Origin of the sequence: Brevundimonas pondensis (assembly GCF_017487345.1) — a bacterium.
Lineage (GTDB): Bacteria > Pseudomonadota > Alphaproteobacteria > Caulobacterales > Caulobacteraceae > Brevundimonas > Brevundimonas pondensis.
Window position 1 is genome coordinate 928,644 of sequence record NZ_CP062006.1, and the last position, 17,770, is coordinate 946,413.

Here is a 17,770-nt window from a genome sequence, read left to right on the forward strand (position 1 = left end):
CTCAACGCTCCCGCCGCACGCGCGGGTCGAACAGGTCGCGCAGGCCGTCGCCGGTCAGGCTGAGGCCCAGCACGGTCACGAAGATGGCGAGGCCCGGCATGATGGCCAGCCACGGGGCGAAACTGATCATGGTCTGGGCCTCGGCCAGCATCCGGCCCCAGCTGGGCGCGGGCGGCTGGGCGCCCAGGCCGACGTAGGACAGGCCCGCCTCGGCGACGATGCCGACGGCGAACTGGATGGCGGCCTGCACGACCAGCAGACTCATCAGATTGGGCAGGATGTGCTGGAGCGAGATCAGGGCCTTGGACTTGCCCGCCGTGCGGGCGGCCAGAACGTATTCGCGAGTCCACAGGCCCTGCGCCGCGCCGCGGGCGACGCGGGTGAAAACGGGGATGTTGAAGACGCCGATGGCGATGACGGCGTTGATCGCGCCCGGCCCCATGACGGCGGTGATCATCACGGCCAGCAGCAGGGCGGGGAAGGCGAAGATCAGGTCGTTGCCGCGCATGACCAGTTCGTCGATCCAGCCGCCGCGCGCCGCCGCGGTCAGGCCCAGAGGCGTGCCGATCGCGACGCCGATGCCGACGGCGACGAAGGCGACGATCAGGGAGTTCTGCGCCCCGGCCATGATCATCGACAGGACGTCGCGGCCGAAGTGGTCCGTGCCCATCCAGTGGGCGGCGGAGGGGGCGGCCAGCTTGGCGGCGATGTCCACCGCCTCGACGTCACAGGGCGTCCAGACGAGAGCCAGCAGGGCGGTCGCCAGCACGACGGCGGTCAGGACCGCGCCGACGATCAGGGACAGCGGCCAACGCACGCGGGCCTTGGCGATGATGGCGGGGGCGTCGGTCATGCGCGGCGTCCCCTCAGTCGCGGATCGGCGAACAGATAGGCCAGGTCGATCAGGAAGCTGACCAGAACCACGGCGAAGACGAGCACCACCACCACGCTCTGCACCACGATCAGGTCGCGCTGGGTGATGGCCTGGAACACCAGTCGGCCGAGGCCGGGCAGGGAGAAGACGTTCTCGATGATGATGCCGCCCGCCAGCAGGAAGGGGAACTGAAGCCCCAGAATGGTCAGGACGGGGATCCAGGCGTTCCTCAGGGCGTGTCGCCACAGGGCCTGATTGACCGACAGACCCTTGGCGCGGGCGGTGCGGACATAGTCCTCGTTCATGGTGTCGAGCAGGGCGGTCCTGAGCACGCGGGCGAGGATGGCGGCCTGCGGCGCGGCCAGCGCTACGGCTGGCAGGATCAGGGCCTTGAAGGCAGGCCAGAAGCCTTGGCTCCAGCCGGGGAAGCCGCCTGCCGAGAACCAGCCGAGGTTCACCGAGAACAGCAGGATCAGCAGCATGGCGATCCAGAAGTTGGGCAGGGCGACGCCGACCTGGGTCACGCCGATCAGGCCGGTGTCGACGGCGGTTCCCCTGCGGCTGGCGGCGGTGACGCCGATAGGCAGGGCGACCACCAAGGACAGGACGGTGGCCATCAGGGCTAACGGCGCAGACACGGCCAGACGTTCCGCAATCAGGCCGCCGACCGGCACCTGATAGGTGTAGCTGGTCCCGAACTTGCCGGTCAGCAGATCGCCGAGCCAGGCGAAGTAGCGCTCAAGGCCCGAGCCTTCGAGGCCCATCTGCTGGCGCAGGGCGGCGATGCTTTCGGGGCTGGCGTTCAGCCCCATCATATAGCTGGCCGGGTCGCCGGGCACGACCTGCAGCAGCAGGAAGATGACGACGGTGGCGGCCAGAAGCGTCAGGGCGTGGCCGCCCAGCTTCTTCAGCAGCCAGGCCGCGCCGAAGCGCCAGGCGACGAAGGCGAGCAGGCCTACGCCCGCGATCAGGCTGATCCAGCCCCAGGGCAGGCCGCCGCCCGTGCGCTCGGCGGTCGCTGCGCCCGCTGCGCCCGCGCCGGTCCAGTAGGCGCCGGTGACGTCGTTGGCGGCGATGGGGCCGTTGATCCACAGGCCGTTCACGTCCGCCTTCCACACGCCGATGCGCGAGGACTGGAACAGGAAGCCGTTGACCGCGTCATCGGCGATGCGGCGTTGCAGATCGCCCAGCAGGCGGTTGCGTGTCGGCTCGTCGGGGGCGGCGTTGACCTGCGTCAGCAGGGCGTCGAAGGCCGGGCTGTCGTAGCCGAAATAGTAGTCCTTGCGGCCGTAGATGTCGTAGTCCATCGGCTCGACGTGCTCGACGATGGTCAGGTCGAACTGGCGGCGCTTGAACACCTGGTCCAGCCACTGGGCCCACTCCAGATTCTCGATCTTGGCGCGGATGCCGGCCTCGGCCAGTTGCGAGATCAGCACCTCGCCGCTGCGCCGGGCGTAGGGGCGGGGCGGCAGGCGCAGGGTCACGTCGATGCCGTTGGGATAGCCCGCCTCGGCCAGCAGTTGACGCGCCTTGGCCGGGTCGTGGGGATAGAGGCCGGTCAGGTCGACATAGCCCGGCGCCTGACGCGAATAATGGCTGCCGATCGGCTGGCCGAAGCCGAACATGGCCCCCTGTATCAGGGTGTCGCGGTCGATGGCGTAGGACAAGGCGCGGCGCACCCGCACGTCGTTGAACGGCGCCCTGGTGTTGTTGATACCTAGGATGACCTTGCCTTCCGAGGCGCCGACGACGACGCGGAAACGCGGGTCGCGCTGGAACTGGGCGACGTTCTCGGGCGCGGGATAGTTGGGGAAGGCGTCCACATCGCCGGCGCTGACGGCGGCGAAGGCGGCGGTCGGGTCGCTGATGAAGCGGAAGACCACGGTGTTCAGGCGCGGCGGCGTTCCCCAGTAGCCGTCGCGGCGGACCAATGTCAGCTGGCTGCCGCGTTGCCAGCCTTGCAGCCTGAACGGGCCGGTGCCGACGGGCGTAACGGCGTTGGTCGCGGCGCTCTTGGGGGAGACCATGACCGCGTCGCCCCAGGCCAGGACATAGGGCAGGGTGGCCATCGGGCGTGACAGGCGGATGCGGATCGTCGCCGGATCGACGACCTCGACGGATCGGATCGGCGCGAACAGGGCCTTCTGGGCGTTGGTCGAGCCTTCGGCGGTGATGCGGTCGAGAGAGAATTTGGCGACGGCGGCGTCGAACGGCGAGCCGTCCGAGAAGGTCACGCCGCGCCGCAGGTGGAAGGTCCAGGTCAGGCCGTCGGGCGCGGCCTCCCACGACTCGGCCAGGGACGGGGCCACGGCGCCGTTCTGCGTCAGCTTGGTCAGGCCCTCGAAGACGTTGGCGTAGACGACTTCATCCACCGCCGCCGCCGCGCCCGAGGTCGGGTCGAGGTTCGGCGGCTCCAGCGGCAGGCCCAGCACCAGACGGTCGCGGACGGGCGCGGCCTGGGCGTCATGCGTGGGCGTAAGAACCGTCAGGCCGACCAGCAGCGCAGCCGCCAGCAGCGTGCGGCCCAGCCGATTCCATGCCTGACGCCCCAAACCCCGCTTCACGCAGTCTCGCCTCCCGATTGATGGTGCAGCATCGCCCAAATCGCGCACGGCGTCAGGGCGTGTTTCGCAGAATGTCGGACAGTCGCCCGACCAGTTCGTCGATCTGTTCCCGGCTGATGATCAGCGGCGGCGACAGGGCGATCACATCGCCAGTGACGCGGATCAGCGCCCCCTCGTCAAACGCCCGGTGGAAGACCTCGGTGGCGCGGACGCCGGGCGCGTCGGGGCGCGGGGCCAGTTCGATGGCGGCGACCATGCCCAGGTTGCGGATGTCGATGACGTTCGGCAGGCCCTGCAGCCCGTGAACCGCATCCTCCCAATAGGGCGCCATGTCCGTGGCGCGCTGGAACAGGCCCTCGCTCTCATAGACGTCGAGCGTCGCCAGACCGGCGGCGGCGGCCAGGGGGTGGCCCGAATAGGTGTAGCCGTGGAAGAACTCGATCCCGGGGGCAGAAGCGCCGTTGACCACCGTCTCGTAAATCTCGCCACGCACGCCGACGGCGCCCATCGGCACGGCGCCGTTGGTCAGGCCCTTTGCGCAGACGAGCAGGTCGGGGATGACGCCCAGGGTCTCGGACGCCGTGGCCCCGCCGACGCGGCCGAAGCCGGTGATGACCTCGTCGAAGATCAGCAGGATGTCATGGCGGCGCGTAATCTCGCGCAGACGCTCCAGATAGCCGACCGGCGGGACGATGACCCCGGCCGAACCGGACATGGGCTCGACGATGACGGCGGCGATGGTCTCGGCGCCATGCTCGGCGATCAGGACTTCCAACTCGTCCGCCAGGTGCGCGCCCCAGGTCGGTTGTCCGCGCGAGAAGGCTGCCTCGTCCAGATTCAGCGTGTGCGACAGGTGATCGACGCCGGGCAGGGTCAGGAAGCCGCGCTTGTTGTTTTCAAGCCCCCCGACCGAGATGCCGCCGAAGCCGACGCCGTGGTAGCCCTTTTGCCGTCCGATCAGGCGGGTGCGGTTCTCGAAGCCGCGCGCCCGCTGATAGGCCAAGGCGATCTTCAGGGCGCTGTCGACGCCTTCCGAACCCGATCCGGCGAAGAAGACGTGGTCGATGTCGGCCGGGAACAGCATGCCCAGCCGCGCCGCCAGTTCGAATACCAGGGGGTGGCCCAACTGGAAGGTCGGGGCGTAGTCCAGCACTTCGGCCTGACGCTGGATGGCTTCGACGATGGGCTTGCGCGCGTGGCCAGCGTTGACGCACCACAGGCCCGCGGTGCCGTCGAGGATCGGGCGACCATCCGGGGTGAAGTAGTGCATGTCCCGGGCCGAGGCCAACAGGCGCGGTTGGGCCTTGAAGCTGCGGTTCGCGGTGAACGGCATCCAGAAGGGATCAAGGTCGTTGGCGGCCCGTGCGATCATGCAAGCATCCTTTCGAGACGACCAGTAGCCGATGAATGGTCGAGGAAGGAAAGACTGTTATTGAATGACTTCAAGTTATTGAAAACATGAAGTTCGATGCGGATGTGATCAGGATCGTGGGCGTCGCGATCATCCGCAGGAAAGGGGTGATGCGGAAGGCGAGGAGGACGCCTTCCGCACCGGGCTGCGGGCCGTCAGTACTGCAGGCTCAGGCGCGCGCCGATCGTCCGCGGCCGACCCGGCTGGGCGATGTCGGCGCTGGTGAAGAAGTTGCGCGTCAGGTCGTATTCCTGATCGAACAGGTTGCGCGCCCAGAAGGTGACGGACCAGTTGGCGTTTTCAGGTCCGACCGTCACGCTGGCGTTGGCCAGCCAGTAGTCCGGCACGTCGTATTTTACGCCCAGCCAGGACGGATACTCGTCACGGAAGGAGTAGTTGGTCTCGGCCGTGACTGCGAAGCCGCTGACGGTCCAGTCGTAGCTGACGGAACCGGAATAGCTCCATGCCGGGAACAGGATCGGATCACCTGCCTTGTCTTCAAAGACGGCCATGTTGGCGGCGCGCGACGCGGGCACGTCGAGGGCTTCATACTCGTCGTACTCACCCTTCTTGTAGCTGAGCGACTGGCTGATGCGCAGGCCCTGTATCGGCTTGAGCACGGCCTCAAGTTCGGCGCCCCAGATGTGGGAGGAGGGCACATTGGTGAAGCGTCCGACCGGACCGTTGGCCCCCCATACCGCCGACAGCACCTGCTGGTCGGTGTAGTCGTAGTAGTAGGCTGCGCCGTTCAACTGGAAGGCGCGCGACGGATCGGCCTTGAAGCCGACCTCATAGGCCCAGAGGATTTCCGGGTTGAAGGGCTCGATGCCGCTGCGGTTGCCGGTGTTGTAGGTGGTGAAGCCGCCCGACTTGGCGCCTCGGCTGGCCGAGCCGTAAATGAGGATGTTGTCGGTCGGCTTGAACTCCAGCGCCGCCTTGCCGGTCAGGGGCGTCATCTTGGTGTCGACCGTGGTCGGGGGCAGGGCGGTGGCGCCGCCGAAGGCCGAGCCGAAACCGGCGAGCTCGCGTGTTTCCTCCTCGTAGCGTAGGCCCAGGATGGCTTTCAGCTTGTCCGTGAAGGCGTATTCCGCCTGCCCGAAGAGACTCCAGGACTCGACTGTCTGGTCATAGGTGACCTGGGCGTAGGTGCCGTAGATGTCGATGAAGTCGGAGAAGTAGCGTTCGTTCAGGTCCTGCTTGGAATAGTAGAAGCCGGCCACCCAGGTCAGTGCGCTGTCGTTGTCCGAGGCCAGTCGCAGTTCCTGCGAGATCACGTCCACGTCGCTGCCGAAGAAGGTGTCGGCCTCGACCGAGGCGCTGGAATCCCAGTCGCCGTATTCGCTGCGGTCCAGGGTCTCGTAGCTGGTGATGCTGGTCAGGTTCATGCCGTTCAGCGCCAGGTTGGCGTTGAGCGACGTGCCCCAGGAGGAGTTGTCCCGGCCCGGCTTGTCCTTGACGTCACGGCCGATGGAGGCGGCGAAGCGGGGCGACAGGCCCCAGCCGGTCTTGGAGTGATCCTTGTCGGCTGGGATCAGCGGTCCCGTTCCGCCACGCGTGCGCAGATCACTGAGCAGGTAGAGGCCCTGATTTTCGGACTTGTCGACGCCGCCATGGACATCCAGCAGGAAGGACAGGCTTTCGCTGGGGTCCCAGGCCAGCAAGGCGCGGGCGCCGGTGCGGTCCGCGTCGCCGAGGCTCTCGCCGGTCGTGCGGTTGCGCTGCCAGGCCCCGCCCTGTTCAGTCGAGACCGCCAGTCGTCCGCGTAAACCTTCGGCCAGGGGGCCGGAGACATGGCCCTCGGCGCGGAACAGGTTGTGACTGCCCCATTCGGTCATCAGGCCGGCCGACAGTTCCTCGGTCGGGCGTTTGGTGACGAAGCTGATGGCGCCGCCGGTCGTGTTGCGGCCATAGAGGGTGCCTTGCGGGCCGCGCAGAACCTCGACGCGGTCGACGTCGAAGATCAGGCCCTGAGTCATCACCGGGACCGGATAGGCGACCTCGTTCACATAGACGCCCACGGTGGGCGAGTTGTTCGAGGCGTAGTCCTGGAAGCCGACGCCGCGCATCCGGAACTGGGCCGCGCCGCCCCCGAAGGCCGGTTCGACCTCCAGATTGGGTGTAGCGTTCTGAAGCTGGTTGACGTTGGTGATGCCCTGTTGCGTCAGGCTTTCGCCGCTGAGAACGCTGAGGGCGATGCCCACGTCCTGGGCCGCCTGTTCGCGGCGCTGGGCGGTGACGATGACGTCATCGACGGACGTCGCTCGTTCTGGCGGCGCCTGCTGGGCCATGGCCGTGGTGGAACACAGGGCCGCAAGCGCCCCGGCGGATACGCTGACCAAAAGACGATTCATCGCCTTATCCCTCCCATATGGCCGCGTGGACCGTTCTTGGCGGTCTTTTTGCGGCTGCGAACGGAACGACGGTTCCGCTCTTCCTGCATCTATCCTCGGCTCGATTTATTGTGCAACGCAGCAAGCGCTGCCGTTTGCCTGACGGCTCCCCGGTGTCATTGCTTTGTCACGCACGAAGTAGCTGCCCATACCCCTTGTTTCGCAAGACTGTTTCTTTCGATGCGGAGATTGCTGACAAGGCTTGGGAATTTATTTTTATTGCTCAGTATTCCGATCAACCGCAACGCAGCATCAGAAGGTCGGCGGGGTGCAGGCGCTAATGACGACGCAGGGGACGTCGCCGACGTTACGAAAGCGGTGCGGCAGGGTGCTGGGGAACAGATAGCCGTCGCCCGCCTTCAGCACCCGCGACTGACCGTCGACCGTGACTTCGAGGCGCCCGGAAATGATCAGTCCGCCTTCCTCGCCTTCATGAGACAGCATGACCCGACCGCTGTCCGATCCGGGCTGATAGGTCTCGTGCAGGATCTGCAGGCTGCTGTCGTGGCCCGAGCCGAGCTGACGGTAGGAGACTTCGCCGCGCGAAATGTCGGTCAGTTCGTCGTGGCGATAGAAGTGCTTGGTCGGGGTCTCGAACTCGGAGCTGAAGAACTCGCCCAGGGACACGCCCGCCGCGTCCAGCAGCCGCTTCAGCGATCCGACCGAGGGACTGGTGCGGCCGCTCTCGACCAGGCTGACGGTGCTGGACGGCACCCCGGCCTTGCGGGCTAGCGCGCGCTGCGACAGGCCGAGGCGGTCGCGAAGGGCCCGCAGGCGCGGGCCGATGATGTTGTCGTCTTCCATATCGCCGCGCGCCATTTCGCTCATCCTCGCTTGCGGGTCAGCAGGTCGTAGGCCGCGCGGGCCATGACCTTGGCCGAGTTGGTCATGTCGTCGATGCCGACCCATTCGTCCGGCTGGTGCGCCAGATCCAGCACGCCGGGACCGTAGGCGATGCAGTCTTTCAGCTTGCCGATGCGGTCGATGTGCTTCTGGTCATAGGTGCCGGGCGAGCAGACGAACTGGGCCTTTTTGCCCAGCACCGTCTCAATGGCGGCGGCGGTCGTGCTGGCGACGGGACCGTCGCGGTCGGCCATGCTGGGCGCCACCTGGAACAGGTCGCGCATCTCATAGCGGAAGCCGTGGCGCTGGGCCGCCAGTCCGTCGAGGATGGCCTTCACCTCGCCCTTCACGTCGTCCAGCGTCTCCTCGATCAGGAAGCGGCGGTCGATGATCATGCGGCTGGAATCGGCCACGCAGGGGGCGGGCAGGCCGTCGAAGTCCTCGCCCTGACCGCCGTGGATCGAGTTGATGTTCATCGTCGACTGGCGGGCGCCTTCGGGCACCACCGGCATGTCGGAATGGCGGGCGGCCATGGCGGGATAGAGCTTGCTCTCGAACGCCTCCATTACCGCGCCCATGTGGCGGATGGCCGAGTCGCCCAGGAAGGGCATGGAGCCGTGGGCGATGCGGCCCTTGGTCTCGATCTCGGCCCACCAGACGCCGCGGTGGCCGATGCAGACCCGGTCCACGTTCAGCGGCTCGGGGATGATGACGTGGTTGACGCGCGGCTCGGAGAACCAGCCCCGCTCGGCCAGATAGGCGACGCCGCCGTAACCGCCGGATTCCTCGTCCACTGTGCCGGATATTTCGAGCGCGCCGGGCAGGGGCAGGCCGGAATCGATCAGGGCCTCGACTGCGATGATGGAGGCGGCCAGCCCGCCCTTCATGTCGCAGGCGCCGCGACCGTAGACTTTACCGTCTTTCACCTCACCGCCGAAGGGATCGACGGTCCAGCCGGCGCCGACCTCGACCACGTCGATGTGGCTGTTGAAGTGGACGCAAGGGCCCGGTTCAGAGCCGGTCCAGCGGGCGATGACGTTGGTGCGCGGATACTGGTCGCTGTCGCCCGGCGAGCCTTCGCCGCGCACATATTCGACGGTGAAGCCGCGCTTCTTCAGGCGCTCGCCGATGTATTCGGCGCAGGGGCGATAGGCCTCGCCCGGCGGGTTGATGGTGGGAAAGCGGATCAGGTCCTGCGTCAGGGCGACCAGTTCGTCGGTGCGTCCGTCGATCAGGTCCATGACGGTCTGCATGGTAGGGGCGCTCATCGGTTGATCCTCACGCGAACTGGGCGTCCAGCGCGGCCAGAACCGCGTCGGTCATCTGAAGGGTGGAGACGGGGGCGACCCCGGCTTCCACGATGTCGGGGGTGCGGACGCCGCTGGACACGACCTGCCGCACGGCGCGCTCCAGCCTGTCGGCCAGATCGGCGCGGTCGAACGACCAGCGCAGGCACAGGGCGAAGGACAGGATGGTGGCGATAGGGTTGGCGACGCCTTGCCCCGCGATATCGGGCGCCGAGCCGTGGATCGGCTCATACAAGCCCCGGCTGTTGCCGCCTTTTCCTAAGCCGGACAGGGAGGCCGAGGGCAGCAGGCCCAGCGAGCCCGTCAGGGCCGCCGCCGCGTCGGACAGGATGTCGCCGAACAGGTTGTCGGTGACGATGACGTCGAACTGGTCGGGACGCCGCACCAGCTGCATGGCGCAGTTGTCGGCGTACATGTGCGACAGTTCCACGTCGGGATAGTCGGCGGCGACCTCGGTCGCGACGGCCCGCCACAGGGCGCCGGTCTCCATGACATTGGCCTTGTCGACCGAGCAGACGCGGCGCTGGCGGGTGCGGGCCAGTTCGAAGGCCGTGCGGCAGACGCGGGCGATCTCGGCCTCGGTATAGGCCTGGGTGTCATAGGCGCGGCGCTGGCCGTCTGCGTCTACTTCATTGGCGCGGGGCAGGCTGAAATAGACCCCCGCCGTCGCCTCGCGCACGATCAGGATGTCGAGGCCCCGGATCAGTTCGGGCTTCAGCGCCGAGGTGTCCAGCAGTTCGTCGAAACAGACGGCGGGGCGCAGGTTGGCGTAGAGGTCCAGCGCCTGACGCAGGCGCAGGATGCCCATCTCGGGCCTCTGGGCGCGGGGCAGGTGGTCCCACTTCGGCCCGCCGACCGCGCCGAACAGGACGGCGTCAGAGGCCAGCGCCTGATCCACCACGTCCTCGGCGATGGGCGCGCCGACGGCGTCGATGCTGGCGCCTCCTGCGAGGGCCTCGCTCAGTTCAATGCGCAGCCCGGCGTTCCGGGCCCAGTCGACGACGCGAAGGGTCTCGCGGATGATCTCAGGCCCGATGCCGTCGCCAGGCAGGACCAGCAGTTTGAAGGGACGGTCAGATGCAGCGGCCACCGTCCACCTCCATGGCCACGCCGGTGATCATCGAGGCGTCGTCCGAGCAGAGGAAGGCGGCGGCGGCGCCCATGTCCTCGGGCGTCGAGAAACGGCCGATGGGGATGGAGGCCAGGAACTTCGCCCGCACCTCGGGCGTGTCGGCGCCCATGAAGGTCTTCAGCAGGGGGGTGTCCCCCGCCACCGGGTTCAGGGCGTTCACCCGCACCTGGAAGGGCGCCAGTTCGACCGCCATGGCCCGCGTCGCCGTGATGACCCAGCCCTTGGAGGCGTTGTACCAGGTCAGATTCGGGCGGGGGCTGACCCCGCCGGTCGAGGCGATGTTCAGGATGGCGCCGGAGCCTTGCGCCTTCATTGCGGGGACGAAGGCCTTCGACATCAGATAGATGGCGCGCATGTTGACGTTGGTGATGCGGTCGAAGGCGTCGTCCGACAATTCGTCCAGCGGCTGGGGCGTGTGGCCGACGCCGGCGTTGTTGACCACGATGTCGACCCCGCCCAGCAGGCGGTTCGCCGTCTCGGCCAGAGCGGCCACGTCGGCGGCGCTGGATACGTCGGCCTTCACGCCCAGATCGGCGTCGCCCAGTTCAGCGGCCAGGGCGCGTGCGGCCTCAAAGTTCAGGTCGGCGACGATGACGCGGGCGCCTTCCTCGGCGAAGCGGCGCGCGATGCCGGCGCCGAAGCCGGAGGCTCCGCCCGTGACGATCGCTCGCTTGCCCTCCAGCCGCTTCGATCTGTTCTCCCCCAAGACGCTACTCCCTTGCGCTATCCGTGATGGGCCGCGACGGTCTTCAGGGTGGTGAAGGCGTAGAGCGCCTCGAACCCCTTCTCGCGACCGTGGCCCGATTTTCCGACGCCGCCGAAGGGCAGTTCCACCCCGCCCGCCGCGCCGTAGTTGTTGATGAAGACCTGTCCGGCCCGCAGCCGTTTCGCCAGCCGCATCTGCCGCCCGCCGTCTGCGGTCCAGACGCCTGCGACCAGGCCGTAATCCGTGCCGTTGGCGATGGCGACGGCCTCATCCTCGGTCTCGAAGGGGATGACGACAACGGCGGGGCCGAAGATTTCCTGCTGCGCCAGCGAATGATCGGGCGCGACATTTGCGAACAGGGTCGGGGCCACATAGGCGCCGCCTTCGGGCAGGTCGCCCAGCGTCGCCTGCGCTGCGATCAGGCCGTCGGCGCGGCCCATCTCGATATAGCGCTCGACCATGGCCTGCTGTTTCTTCGACACCAGCGGGCCGACGTCGCGGTCGTCCATCGCGGGGCCGACAGTCAGGGCGTTGAAGCGCTCGCCCATGCGGCGCACCACCTCGTCATAGACGCCGCGCTGGACCAGCACGCGCGATCCGGCCGAACAGGTCTGGCCCGCGTTCTGGACGCCGGCGTTGACGAGGAAGGGCAGGGCCTTGTCCAGATCGGCGTCGTCGAACACCAGCTGGGGCGACTTGCCGCCCAGCTCCAGCGTCACCGGTACGGCGTTGATCGCCGCCGCCTGCTGGATGGCGACGCCCACCCCGGTCGAGCCGGTGAAGGACAGGTGGTTGATCCCCGGATGGGCGGCCAGGGCCGCGCCCGCTTCGGCGCCCGTGCCGGTCACGACGTTCAGCGCGCCTGCGGGCAGGCCGCAGTCGGCGGCCACATGGGCGAAGGCCAGCGCCGTCAGCGACGCCTGCTCGGCGGGCTTCAGCACCACGGCGTTGCCGACGCACAGGGCGGCCACGACCGAGCGGCCGATGATCTGCATCGGGTAGTTCCAGGGGATGATGTGCCCCGTCACGCCGTGCGGCTCGCGCAGGGTGTAGACGGTATAGCCGTCCTGGAAGGGAATGGTTTCGCCGTGCAGCTTGTCCGCCGCGCCCGCGTAGAATTCGAGGTAGCGAGACAGCGCGATCACGTCGTTGCGGGCCTGTTTCAGAGGCTTGCCGACGTCCAGCGCCTCAAGCTCGGCCAGCAGGTCGATGCGGGCTTCGACCTCGCGCCCCATGCGGGCCAGGATGCGGCCGCGCTCGACCGCCGTCATGCGGCCCCACGGCCCGTCCAGCGCCGTGCGTGCAGCTTGAACCGCCGCGTCAATGTCCGCCGTCCCACCCGCCGCCAACGTGCCCAGGGCCTCACCGGTCGAGGGATTTTCGATGGCGAGCGTCTGGCCGCCGACCGGCGCGCGCCATTGGCCGCCGATGAAGACCTGATCGGTAGGAAAGGGCGCGATCATCAAGCGTGCTCACCATCATCGCTCGCCATCGCGAACGCTCGACAGTCAGTGGGCCTGATTATGGATTAGGCAACAAGCCCTTTATGGCGATACGCCAAGTGACTGTTTTTCGGTGTCGGATGATCAAGATTATGATCAATCTGGCAGTAACTGATCACGAAACCGGATGGGGTGGCGGGTTCGGATGCATGCTCAGAACCGCGCGTTGCGCCTGGTCGATGTGAAAGGCCAGCCAGGCGTGGATGCCGACGAATTTCAGGCTGTCCTCGGCCGCGACGGCCATGCTTTCCGTCGAGTGCAGCAGGATGTCGATCGCCAGGCTGCCGCCGAACAGCAGGAAGGCCAGCAGCAGGAAGGCGCCCTCGGACGACAGCAGGCGGCGGCGCTGGACGAAGGCGTAGGCCATGCCGGTGAGGCCGTAAGCCCCCAGAACAACCTCCTGGGGAAGGCCCCAACCAGGAAGAATGGATTCGTGCAGCAACAGCATGTCATCCAGGCACAAGGCGAGGCTGAGGGCGCCGCCGAACGCCAGCGACGACCATCTCGACGCCGCTTCGCCCCGGCTCCAGAGACAGAGGGCGGCGAATAGCGCCGTGCCGGCGGCCAAAGCCCAGCTGATGGCGCCGAGAGAGGACATCACGCCGTAATAGCCCCGGCAGCAATAGCCGGAAGCCTGGGCCCCGGCGATCACGTCCATGAACAGCAAGCGCGGGTCGGCGAAGGGCTGAAAGCTCGCTACAGCCGCCGCCAGCGTGGCGAGCGCCACCAGGAGGCTGGAGAAGATCGTCATGAGGCGCGGCATCGACCGCAAGGCGGACCGGGTCGCGACTTGAATGGTCATGAAGCAATCTCGTCGACGGAATGGTCAAGCTTGTCGAGAGATTATGACGGGTTCTGATCTTATTCCAGTGCGAAGCGTCTGGCGCGTCGGCAACGCATGCCCAGGCTGCGCGTCGCCTTGGGGTGGGGGTGAGATGTCGATCTATCTGAAGGCCGGTGGCGGTGCTGCCAGTCTAATGCGAACTTGTCTCCACAATAACTGCGCCTGGAAGGCGCGCGTCGGGCGCCCATAGGTCGCGCCATGGGACTGCTTCCTCCGGTAAAGAAATTCGCCGAAGTGGCGGTATCTATCGAGAAGGGGCTTCGTCGATCAGATCGAGGAGTGACTTCAAACGCTCTCGCAGCGCCGGCACGTGAACGCCCGACAAGGCTGACCTTCGTCCTGAGAGGGCCAAAACGGTTTCGAAGACGGCATCCGAGGCGCGGATGAGGGACACGAGGTTTTCTCCGCTCGGACCGTTGCGGCCCTCGAACCAGTTGCGGACCGCGCGTTCGCTGGCGCGCGTAATCCGTCCGACCTCTTTCCGTGCCGAGGGCGTCGCCCCCCACTCGCGCCGCATGGCCGCGGCGATCTGCTGCGAGAAGCTCTCCATCCTACGCCTCTTCCGTGTGAAAAGTTTTTCCTGTTTGGGACTGAAGTTTTCACTCCAATTTCTGAAACGACTTTCACGTCGGAGGGCGCTTACGGTGTCGGTCCAACCGTGCCGCCAAGGCGGCGAACGACCGGCAGGGCGATGCAGCGACCGAGGGACCAGTGCGGAGGTGAATGCGGGACGCTGGTGCGTGCGGCTCAGTACGTGCGCATGTCGACCGAGCATCAAAAATACTCCACCGAGAACCAATCGGAAGCGCTTGCGGCCTACGCCGCACGGCGGGGATTTGAAATCGTCAAAACCTATGCCGACGCGGGGAAAAGCGGCCTGAAGCTGGATGGACGCGCCGCGCTGCAAGGCTTGATCGCCGACGTGCGCCGCGGCGTCGCCGACTTCGACGCCATCCTCGTCTACGACGTCAGCCGGTGGGGCCGGTTTCAAGACGCCGACGAGAGCGCCTACTACGAGTTCATCTGCCGCGAGGCCGGCATCGCGGTGCACTATTGCGCAGAGCAGTTCGAGAACGACGGCAGTCTCAGCGCCACCATCATCAAGAGCATGAAACGTGCGATGGCCGGTGAGTATAGCCGCGAGCTGTCGACCAAGGTGTTCGCCGGCCAGTGCCGGTTGATCACCCTCGGCTTCCGTCAAGGCGGACCGGCTGGGTTTGGATTGCGCCGCCAGCTGGTCGATGAGCTCTGCCATCCCAAGGGGGAGCTGGCGCGCGGCGAGCAGAAGAGCCTGCAAACGGATCGCGTGGTCCTAACGCCTGGACCGCCGCAGGAGGTGGAGGTGGTCCGCCGCCTTTATCGGCTATTTGTCCTTCAGCGACGTTCGGAAAGCGAGATCGCCGCCCTGCTCAACGCCGAAGGCGTGATGACCGATCTCGGGCGACCGTGGACGCGATCGACGGTCCACCAGGTGCTGACCAATGAAAAATACATCGGCAACAACGTTTACAATCGACGCTCCTTCAAGCTGAAGGCCAAACGGGTTTTGAACACGCCCGATATGTGGGTGCGCAAGGACGGCGCTTTCGAAGGCATCGTCGAGCCCGACTTCTTCGAAGCGGCGCAGAGAATCATTCAGGACCGCAGTCGGCGCTTCTCCGACGAGGAACTGCTCGGCCAGCTGTCGGCGCTCCTGGAGCAGAAGGGCTGGTTGTCGGGATTGGTCATCGACGAAGTCGAAGACATGGCGTCGAGTTCGACCTTTCGTCAGCGCTTCGGCAGCTTGGTGCGCGCCTACGCCCTGATCGGCTACGCGCCGGCGAAGGATTTCCGCTACATCGAAACCAATCGCGCGCTGCGCCGCCTCCACCCGGATATCGTGGCCCAAGTGATCGACGGGGTGGCGCAGGCCGGCGGAACGGCGGCGCGTGACGAGACCACCGACATGATCACCGTCAACGCCGAGTTCACCGCCTCCATCGTGCTCGCTCGGTGTTGCGAAACCGCCGGCGGGGCGCTGCGATGGAAAATTCGGCTGGATCAAGGGCTGCGACCGGACATCACCATCGCCGTCCGGATGCAGGCCGGCAACGAGCAAATCCGCGACTACTATCTTCTGCCCTGGATCGAGGGCGGCGCCGATCCCAGCCTCAAACTGTCGCCGGAAAACGGAGTGCGGTTCGACGCCTTTCGTTTCGACGACTTGGACGCCTTTTACGACCTCACACGACGGACGGAGCTGCGGGCGGCATGAGTGATATTCCCGAAATCCTGATGATTCCGGTGAACGCCATCACCGTTCTCAATCCTCGAGCGCGCAACAAACGCGTGTTCCAAGAACTCGTGACCAGCATCGAGCGGTTGGGTTTGAAGAAGCCGATCACGGTCAGCCAGCGGCCTGGACGATCCCGTTATGATCTCGTCTGCGGGCAGGGAAGGTTGGAGGCCTTCATGGCGCTTGGCCAGGAGTCGATACCCGCTGTGGTGATCGACGCCGCCGAAGACGATTGTTTCGTCATGAGCCTGGTCGAGAACTTGGCTCGCCGACAGCACACGCCGCTGGAATTGGTGCGCGCCATCGGCGCCCTGCGCGAGCGCGGCTACAGCCATGGGGAGATTGCGGCCAAGGTCGGTTTCAGCCGCGAATATATCTACGCCATCTGTTTCCTGCTGGAGAACGGAGAGGAAAAACTGATCTCTGCGGTGGAGCGCGGGGTCATTCCGCACACCATCGCCATGGAGATCGCCCAAGCTAAAGAAGGCGATGTGCAGCAGGCCCTCGCCCAGGCCTACGAAGACAAGGCGATCCCTGGAAATCAGGTTTTGGCGATCCGCCGCATCATCGAACAACGCAACACCAGCGGGAAAGGCATGAACCCGCGCAGCCGCGGCGCTCGTCCGGCGAAGCCGGCCACGCCGGAATCGCTGATCAGGGCTTTGCAGCGTGAGACGGAACGCCAAACAGCGTTTGTCCGGCGGGCGGGATTGACCCAGTCGCGTCTCGACTTCGTCGTCAGCGCCCTTCAACACCTCCTGGCCAATGACCTGTTCGTCGCCCTCCTGCGGGCGGAAGGCTTCAACACCCTGCCGACCGCCTTGGCGGCGCGCATTGGACGGGAGCGTCTCTAGATGGAGCCGGTCCGGATCGCCTTTGAGACGCGGGTTAGGGTGCTGTCTTTGGAAAAGCTCCTGCCGTCCAAGATCTTGGCGTCAACGATCATGGAGTCAACCAAATAGAAACGGATCGCCGCGTCCGTCGCGGAGGTCGGGGTGGTGGAGCCATTGGTGGTGGCTCAGGCGGGCGCCGACGGCCTCTATACCCTGCTCGACGGCCATGTTCGCTTGAGCGTGTTGAAGGCCAGGGGAGAAGCAGCTGCACAGTGCGTGGTGGCTGCGGACGACGAAGCCTTCACCTACAACAAGCGGGTCAATCGCCTCGCCCCGATCCAGGAGCACTATATGATCGTCCGCGCGATCGACCGCGGCGTCTCCATGCAAAAATTGGCGCGGGCGCTGAACGTCGATGTGGCGGCGATCCGCCAGCGGCGACAGCTGCTGAACGGCATCCATGCCGACGTGGCGGAGTTGTTGAAGGACAAGCCTGTGGGGATCAACGCCTTCCAGAAGTTGCGGAAAATGAAGCCGATCCGCCAGCTGGAGGTCGCGGAACTGATGGTGTCGGCGAACAATTACAGCGCCAACTACGCCAAGGCCCTTTTGGTCACGACCCGTCCCGCCGACCTAGTCAAACCCAAAGCCGACAAGAAAGGCGCCGGCGCGGATCATGCCGAGCGAGAGCGTCTGGTGCGTGAGTTGGCGGTGGTGACCCATGACTATAAGGCGCTGGAGGTCTCTTACGGCGACGACGCCTTGTTGCTGGTGATTGCAGCGGGCTTCCTGGAGCGTCTGCTGTCTCGGCGGCCCATCGAACAGTTCTTGGCGAGCGGGCATCTCGAGGTGTTGGAGACCTTTCGGGGCGTCATCGCCGCCGTTTCACTTGAGGCGCCGCCGGCGGCGGCCTGAGCGCCGGGATCAGGGGACCGGGACCCTTCAAGCGCCGGGACCATCGGAGACGCCGTCGTGTGGGGCGGATCGAGGATGGCGGCGGGGATGGCGGCGAACCCGTTCGGAGCCCGCTAGACCGATCGCGATCAGGTCGGTTGTCGATGAGAGGCGGCTGGAATGCGCGCGAGGCGC

Annotated in this window: 14 protein-coding genes; 3 read left to right on the plus strand and 11 right to left on the minus strand. The window is 66.3% G+C overall.

Annotated features, from left to right (window positions below):
• Position 1 precedes the first annotated feature (1 nt).
• The 11 genes from IFE19_RS04690 to IFE19_RS04740 all read right to left on the minus strand — a co-directional run bounded on the left by IFE19_RS04690 (position 2) and on the right by IFE19_RS04740 (position 14,123).
• The gene (locus tag IFE19_RS04690) at positions 2 to 853 is read right to left on the minus strand and encodes an ABC transporter permease (RefSeq protein WP_207826139.1); all 852 of its coding nucleotides are present in this window, start codon (positions 851 to 853) and stop codon (positions 2 to 4) included.
• Positions 850 to 3,438 (minus strand): ABC transporter substrate-binding protein, encoded by a 2,589-nt coding sequence (locus tag IFE19_RS04695; protein ID WP_225910405.1) that lies wholly within the window; start codon positions 3,436 to 3,438, stop codon positions 850 to 852. The genes IFE19_RS04690 and IFE19_RS04695 overlap by 4 nt, the downstream gene beginning before the upstream one ends.
• A 52-nt stretch (positions 3,439 to 3,490) precedes the next feature.
• Entirely contained in the window at positions 3,491 to 4,810 is a 1,320-nt protein-coding gene (locus IFE19_RS04700; RefSeq protein WP_207826141.1) for an aspartate aminotransferase family protein, read from the minus strand.
• A gap of 194 nt (positions 4,811 to 5,004) precedes the next feature.
• Positions 5,005 to 7,200: a TonB-dependent receptor gene (locus IFE19_RS04705; protein ID WP_207826144.1), complete on the minus strand. Its 2,196-nt coding sequence runs from the start codon at positions 7,198 to 7,200 to the stop codon at positions 5,005 to 5,007.
• Positions 7,201 to 7,491: 291 nt separating this feature from the next.
• Positions 7,492 to 8,058 (minus strand): cupin domain-containing protein, encoded by a 567-nt coding sequence (locus IFE19_RS04710; RefSeq protein WP_207826146.1) that lies wholly within the window; start codon positions 8,056 to 8,058, stop codon positions 7,492 to 7,494.
• Between the two features lie 5 nt (positions 8,059 to 8,063).
• Positions 8,064 to 9,350: an acetylornithine deacetylase/succinyl-diaminopimelate desuccinylase family protein gene (locus IFE19_RS04715; RefSeq protein ID WP_207826147.1), complete on the minus strand. Its 1,287-nt coding sequence runs from the start codon at positions 9,348 to 9,350 to the stop codon at positions 8,064 to 8,066.
• A gap of 10 nt (positions 9,351 to 9,360) precedes the next feature.
• The gene (gene leuB / locus IFE19_RS04720; RefSeq protein ID WP_207826149.1) at positions 9,361 to 10,479 is read right to left on the minus strand and encodes a 3-isopropylmalate dehydrogenase; all 1,119 of its coding nucleotides are present in this window, start codon (positions 10,477 to 10,479) and stop codon (positions 9,361 to 9,363) included.
• Complete coding sequence (locus IFE19_RS04725; RefSeq protein WP_207826151.1) at positions 10,463 to 11,227, minus strand: glucose 1-dehydrogenase; 765 nt, start codon at positions 11,225 to 11,227, stop codon at positions 10,463 to 10,465. Before IFE19_RS04725 ends, leuB begins: the two co-directional genes overlap by 17 nt.
• 17 nt (positions 11,228 to 11,244) lie before the next feature.
• Positions 11,245 to 12,690, minus strand: coding sequence for an aldehyde dehydrogenase family protein (locus tag IFE19_RS04730; protein ID WP_207826154.1), 1,446 nt, complete (start codon positions 12,688 to 12,690; stop codon positions 11,245 to 11,247).
• Between the two features lie 154 nt (positions 12,691 to 12,844).
• The gene (locus IFE19_RS04735) at positions 12,845 to 13,531 is read right to left on the minus strand and encodes a hypothetical protein (protein ID WP_207826155.1); all 687 of its coding nucleotides are present in this window, start codon (positions 13,529 to 13,531) and stop codon (positions 12,845 to 12,847) included.
• A 286-nt stretch (positions 13,532 to 13,817) separates the two neighbouring features.
• Positions 13,818 to 14,123 carry a hypothetical protein gene (locus IFE19_RS04740; RefSeq protein WP_225910406.1) on the minus strand — a complete coding sequence of 102 codons (306 nt, stop codon included), beginning with the start codon at positions 14,121 to 14,123 and terminating at the stop codon, positions 13,818 to 13,820.
• Between the two features lie 210 nt (positions 14,124 to 14,333).
• On the opposite strand from IFE19_RS04740, the gene IFE19_RS04745 reads away from it, so the two are divergent.
• The 3 genes from IFE19_RS04745 to IFE19_RS04755 all read left to right on the plus strand — a co-directional run bounded on the left by IFE19_RS04745 (position 14,334) and on the right by IFE19_RS04755 (position 17,596).
• Complete coding sequence (locus IFE19_RS04745) at positions 14,334 to 15,827, plus strand: recombinase family protein (protein ID WP_213086732.1); 1,494 nt, start codon at positions 14,334 to 14,336, stop codon at positions 15,825 to 15,827.
• Positions 15,824 to 16,702, plus strand: a complete 879-nt coding sequence (locus IFE19_RS04750; protein WP_178823768.1) for a plasmid partitioning protein RepB C-terminal domain-containing protein — start codon at positions 15,824 to 15,826, stop codon at positions 16,700 to 16,702. The genes IFE19_RS04745 and IFE19_RS04750 overlap by 4 nt, the downstream gene beginning before the upstream one ends.
• 141 nt (positions 16,703 to 16,843) lie before the next feature.
• A complete protein-coding gene (locus IFE19_RS04755) occupies positions 16,844 to 17,596 on the plus strand; it encodes a plasmid partitioning protein RepB C-terminal domain-containing protein (protein WP_225910407.1) in 753 nt (250 codons plus the stop codon).
• The last annotated feature ends 174 nt before the right edge of the window (positions 17,597 to 17,770 follow it).

What these genes read in the sequence shown, in the direction of transcription:
- IFE19_RS04730 (WP_207826154.1), bottom strand. Translation starts at nt 12,690, where the DNA reads ATGATCGCGCCCTTTCCTACCGATCAGGTCTTCATCGGCGGCCAATGG.
- IFE19_RS04700 (WP_207826141.1), bottom strand. Translation starts at nt 4,810, where the DNA reads ATGATCGCACGGGCCGCCAACGACCTTGATCCCTTCTGGATGCCGTTC.
- IFE19_RS04735 (WP_207826155.1), bottom strand. Translation starts at nt 13,531, where the DNA reads ATGACCATTCAAGTCGCGACCCGGTCCGCCTTGCGGTCGATGCCGCGC.
- IFE19_RS04710 (WP_207826146.1), bottom strand. Translation starts at nt 8,058, where the DNA reads ATGGCGCGCGGCGATATGGAAGACGACAACATCATCGGCCCGCGCCTG.
- IFE19_RS04715 (WP_207826147.1), bottom strand. Translation starts at nt 9,350, where the DNA reads ATGAGCGCCCCTACCATGCAGACCGTCATGGACCTGATCGACGGACGC.
- IFE19_RS04745 (WP_213086732.1), top strand. Translation starts at nt 14,334, where the DNA reads ATGTCGACCGAGCATCAAAAATACTCCACCGAGAACCAATCGGAAGCG.
- IFE19_RS04690 (WP_207826139.1), bottom strand. Translation starts at nt 853, where the DNA reads ATGACCGACGCCCCCGCCATCATCGCCAAGGCCCGCGTGCGTTGGCCG.
- IFE19_RS04705 (WP_207826144.1), bottom strand. Translation starts at nt 7,200, where the DNA reads ATGAATCGTCTTTTGGTCAGCGTATCCGCCGGGGCGCTTGCGGCCCTG.
- IFE19_RS04750 (WP_178823768.1), top strand. Translation starts at nt 15,824, where the DNA reads ATGAGTGATATTCCCGAAATCCTGATGATTCCGGTGAACGCCATCACC.
- IFE19_RS04740 (WP_225910406.1), bottom strand. Translation starts at nt 14,123, where the DNA reads ATGGAGAGCTTCTCGCAGCAGATCGCCGCGGCCATGCGGCGCGAGTGG.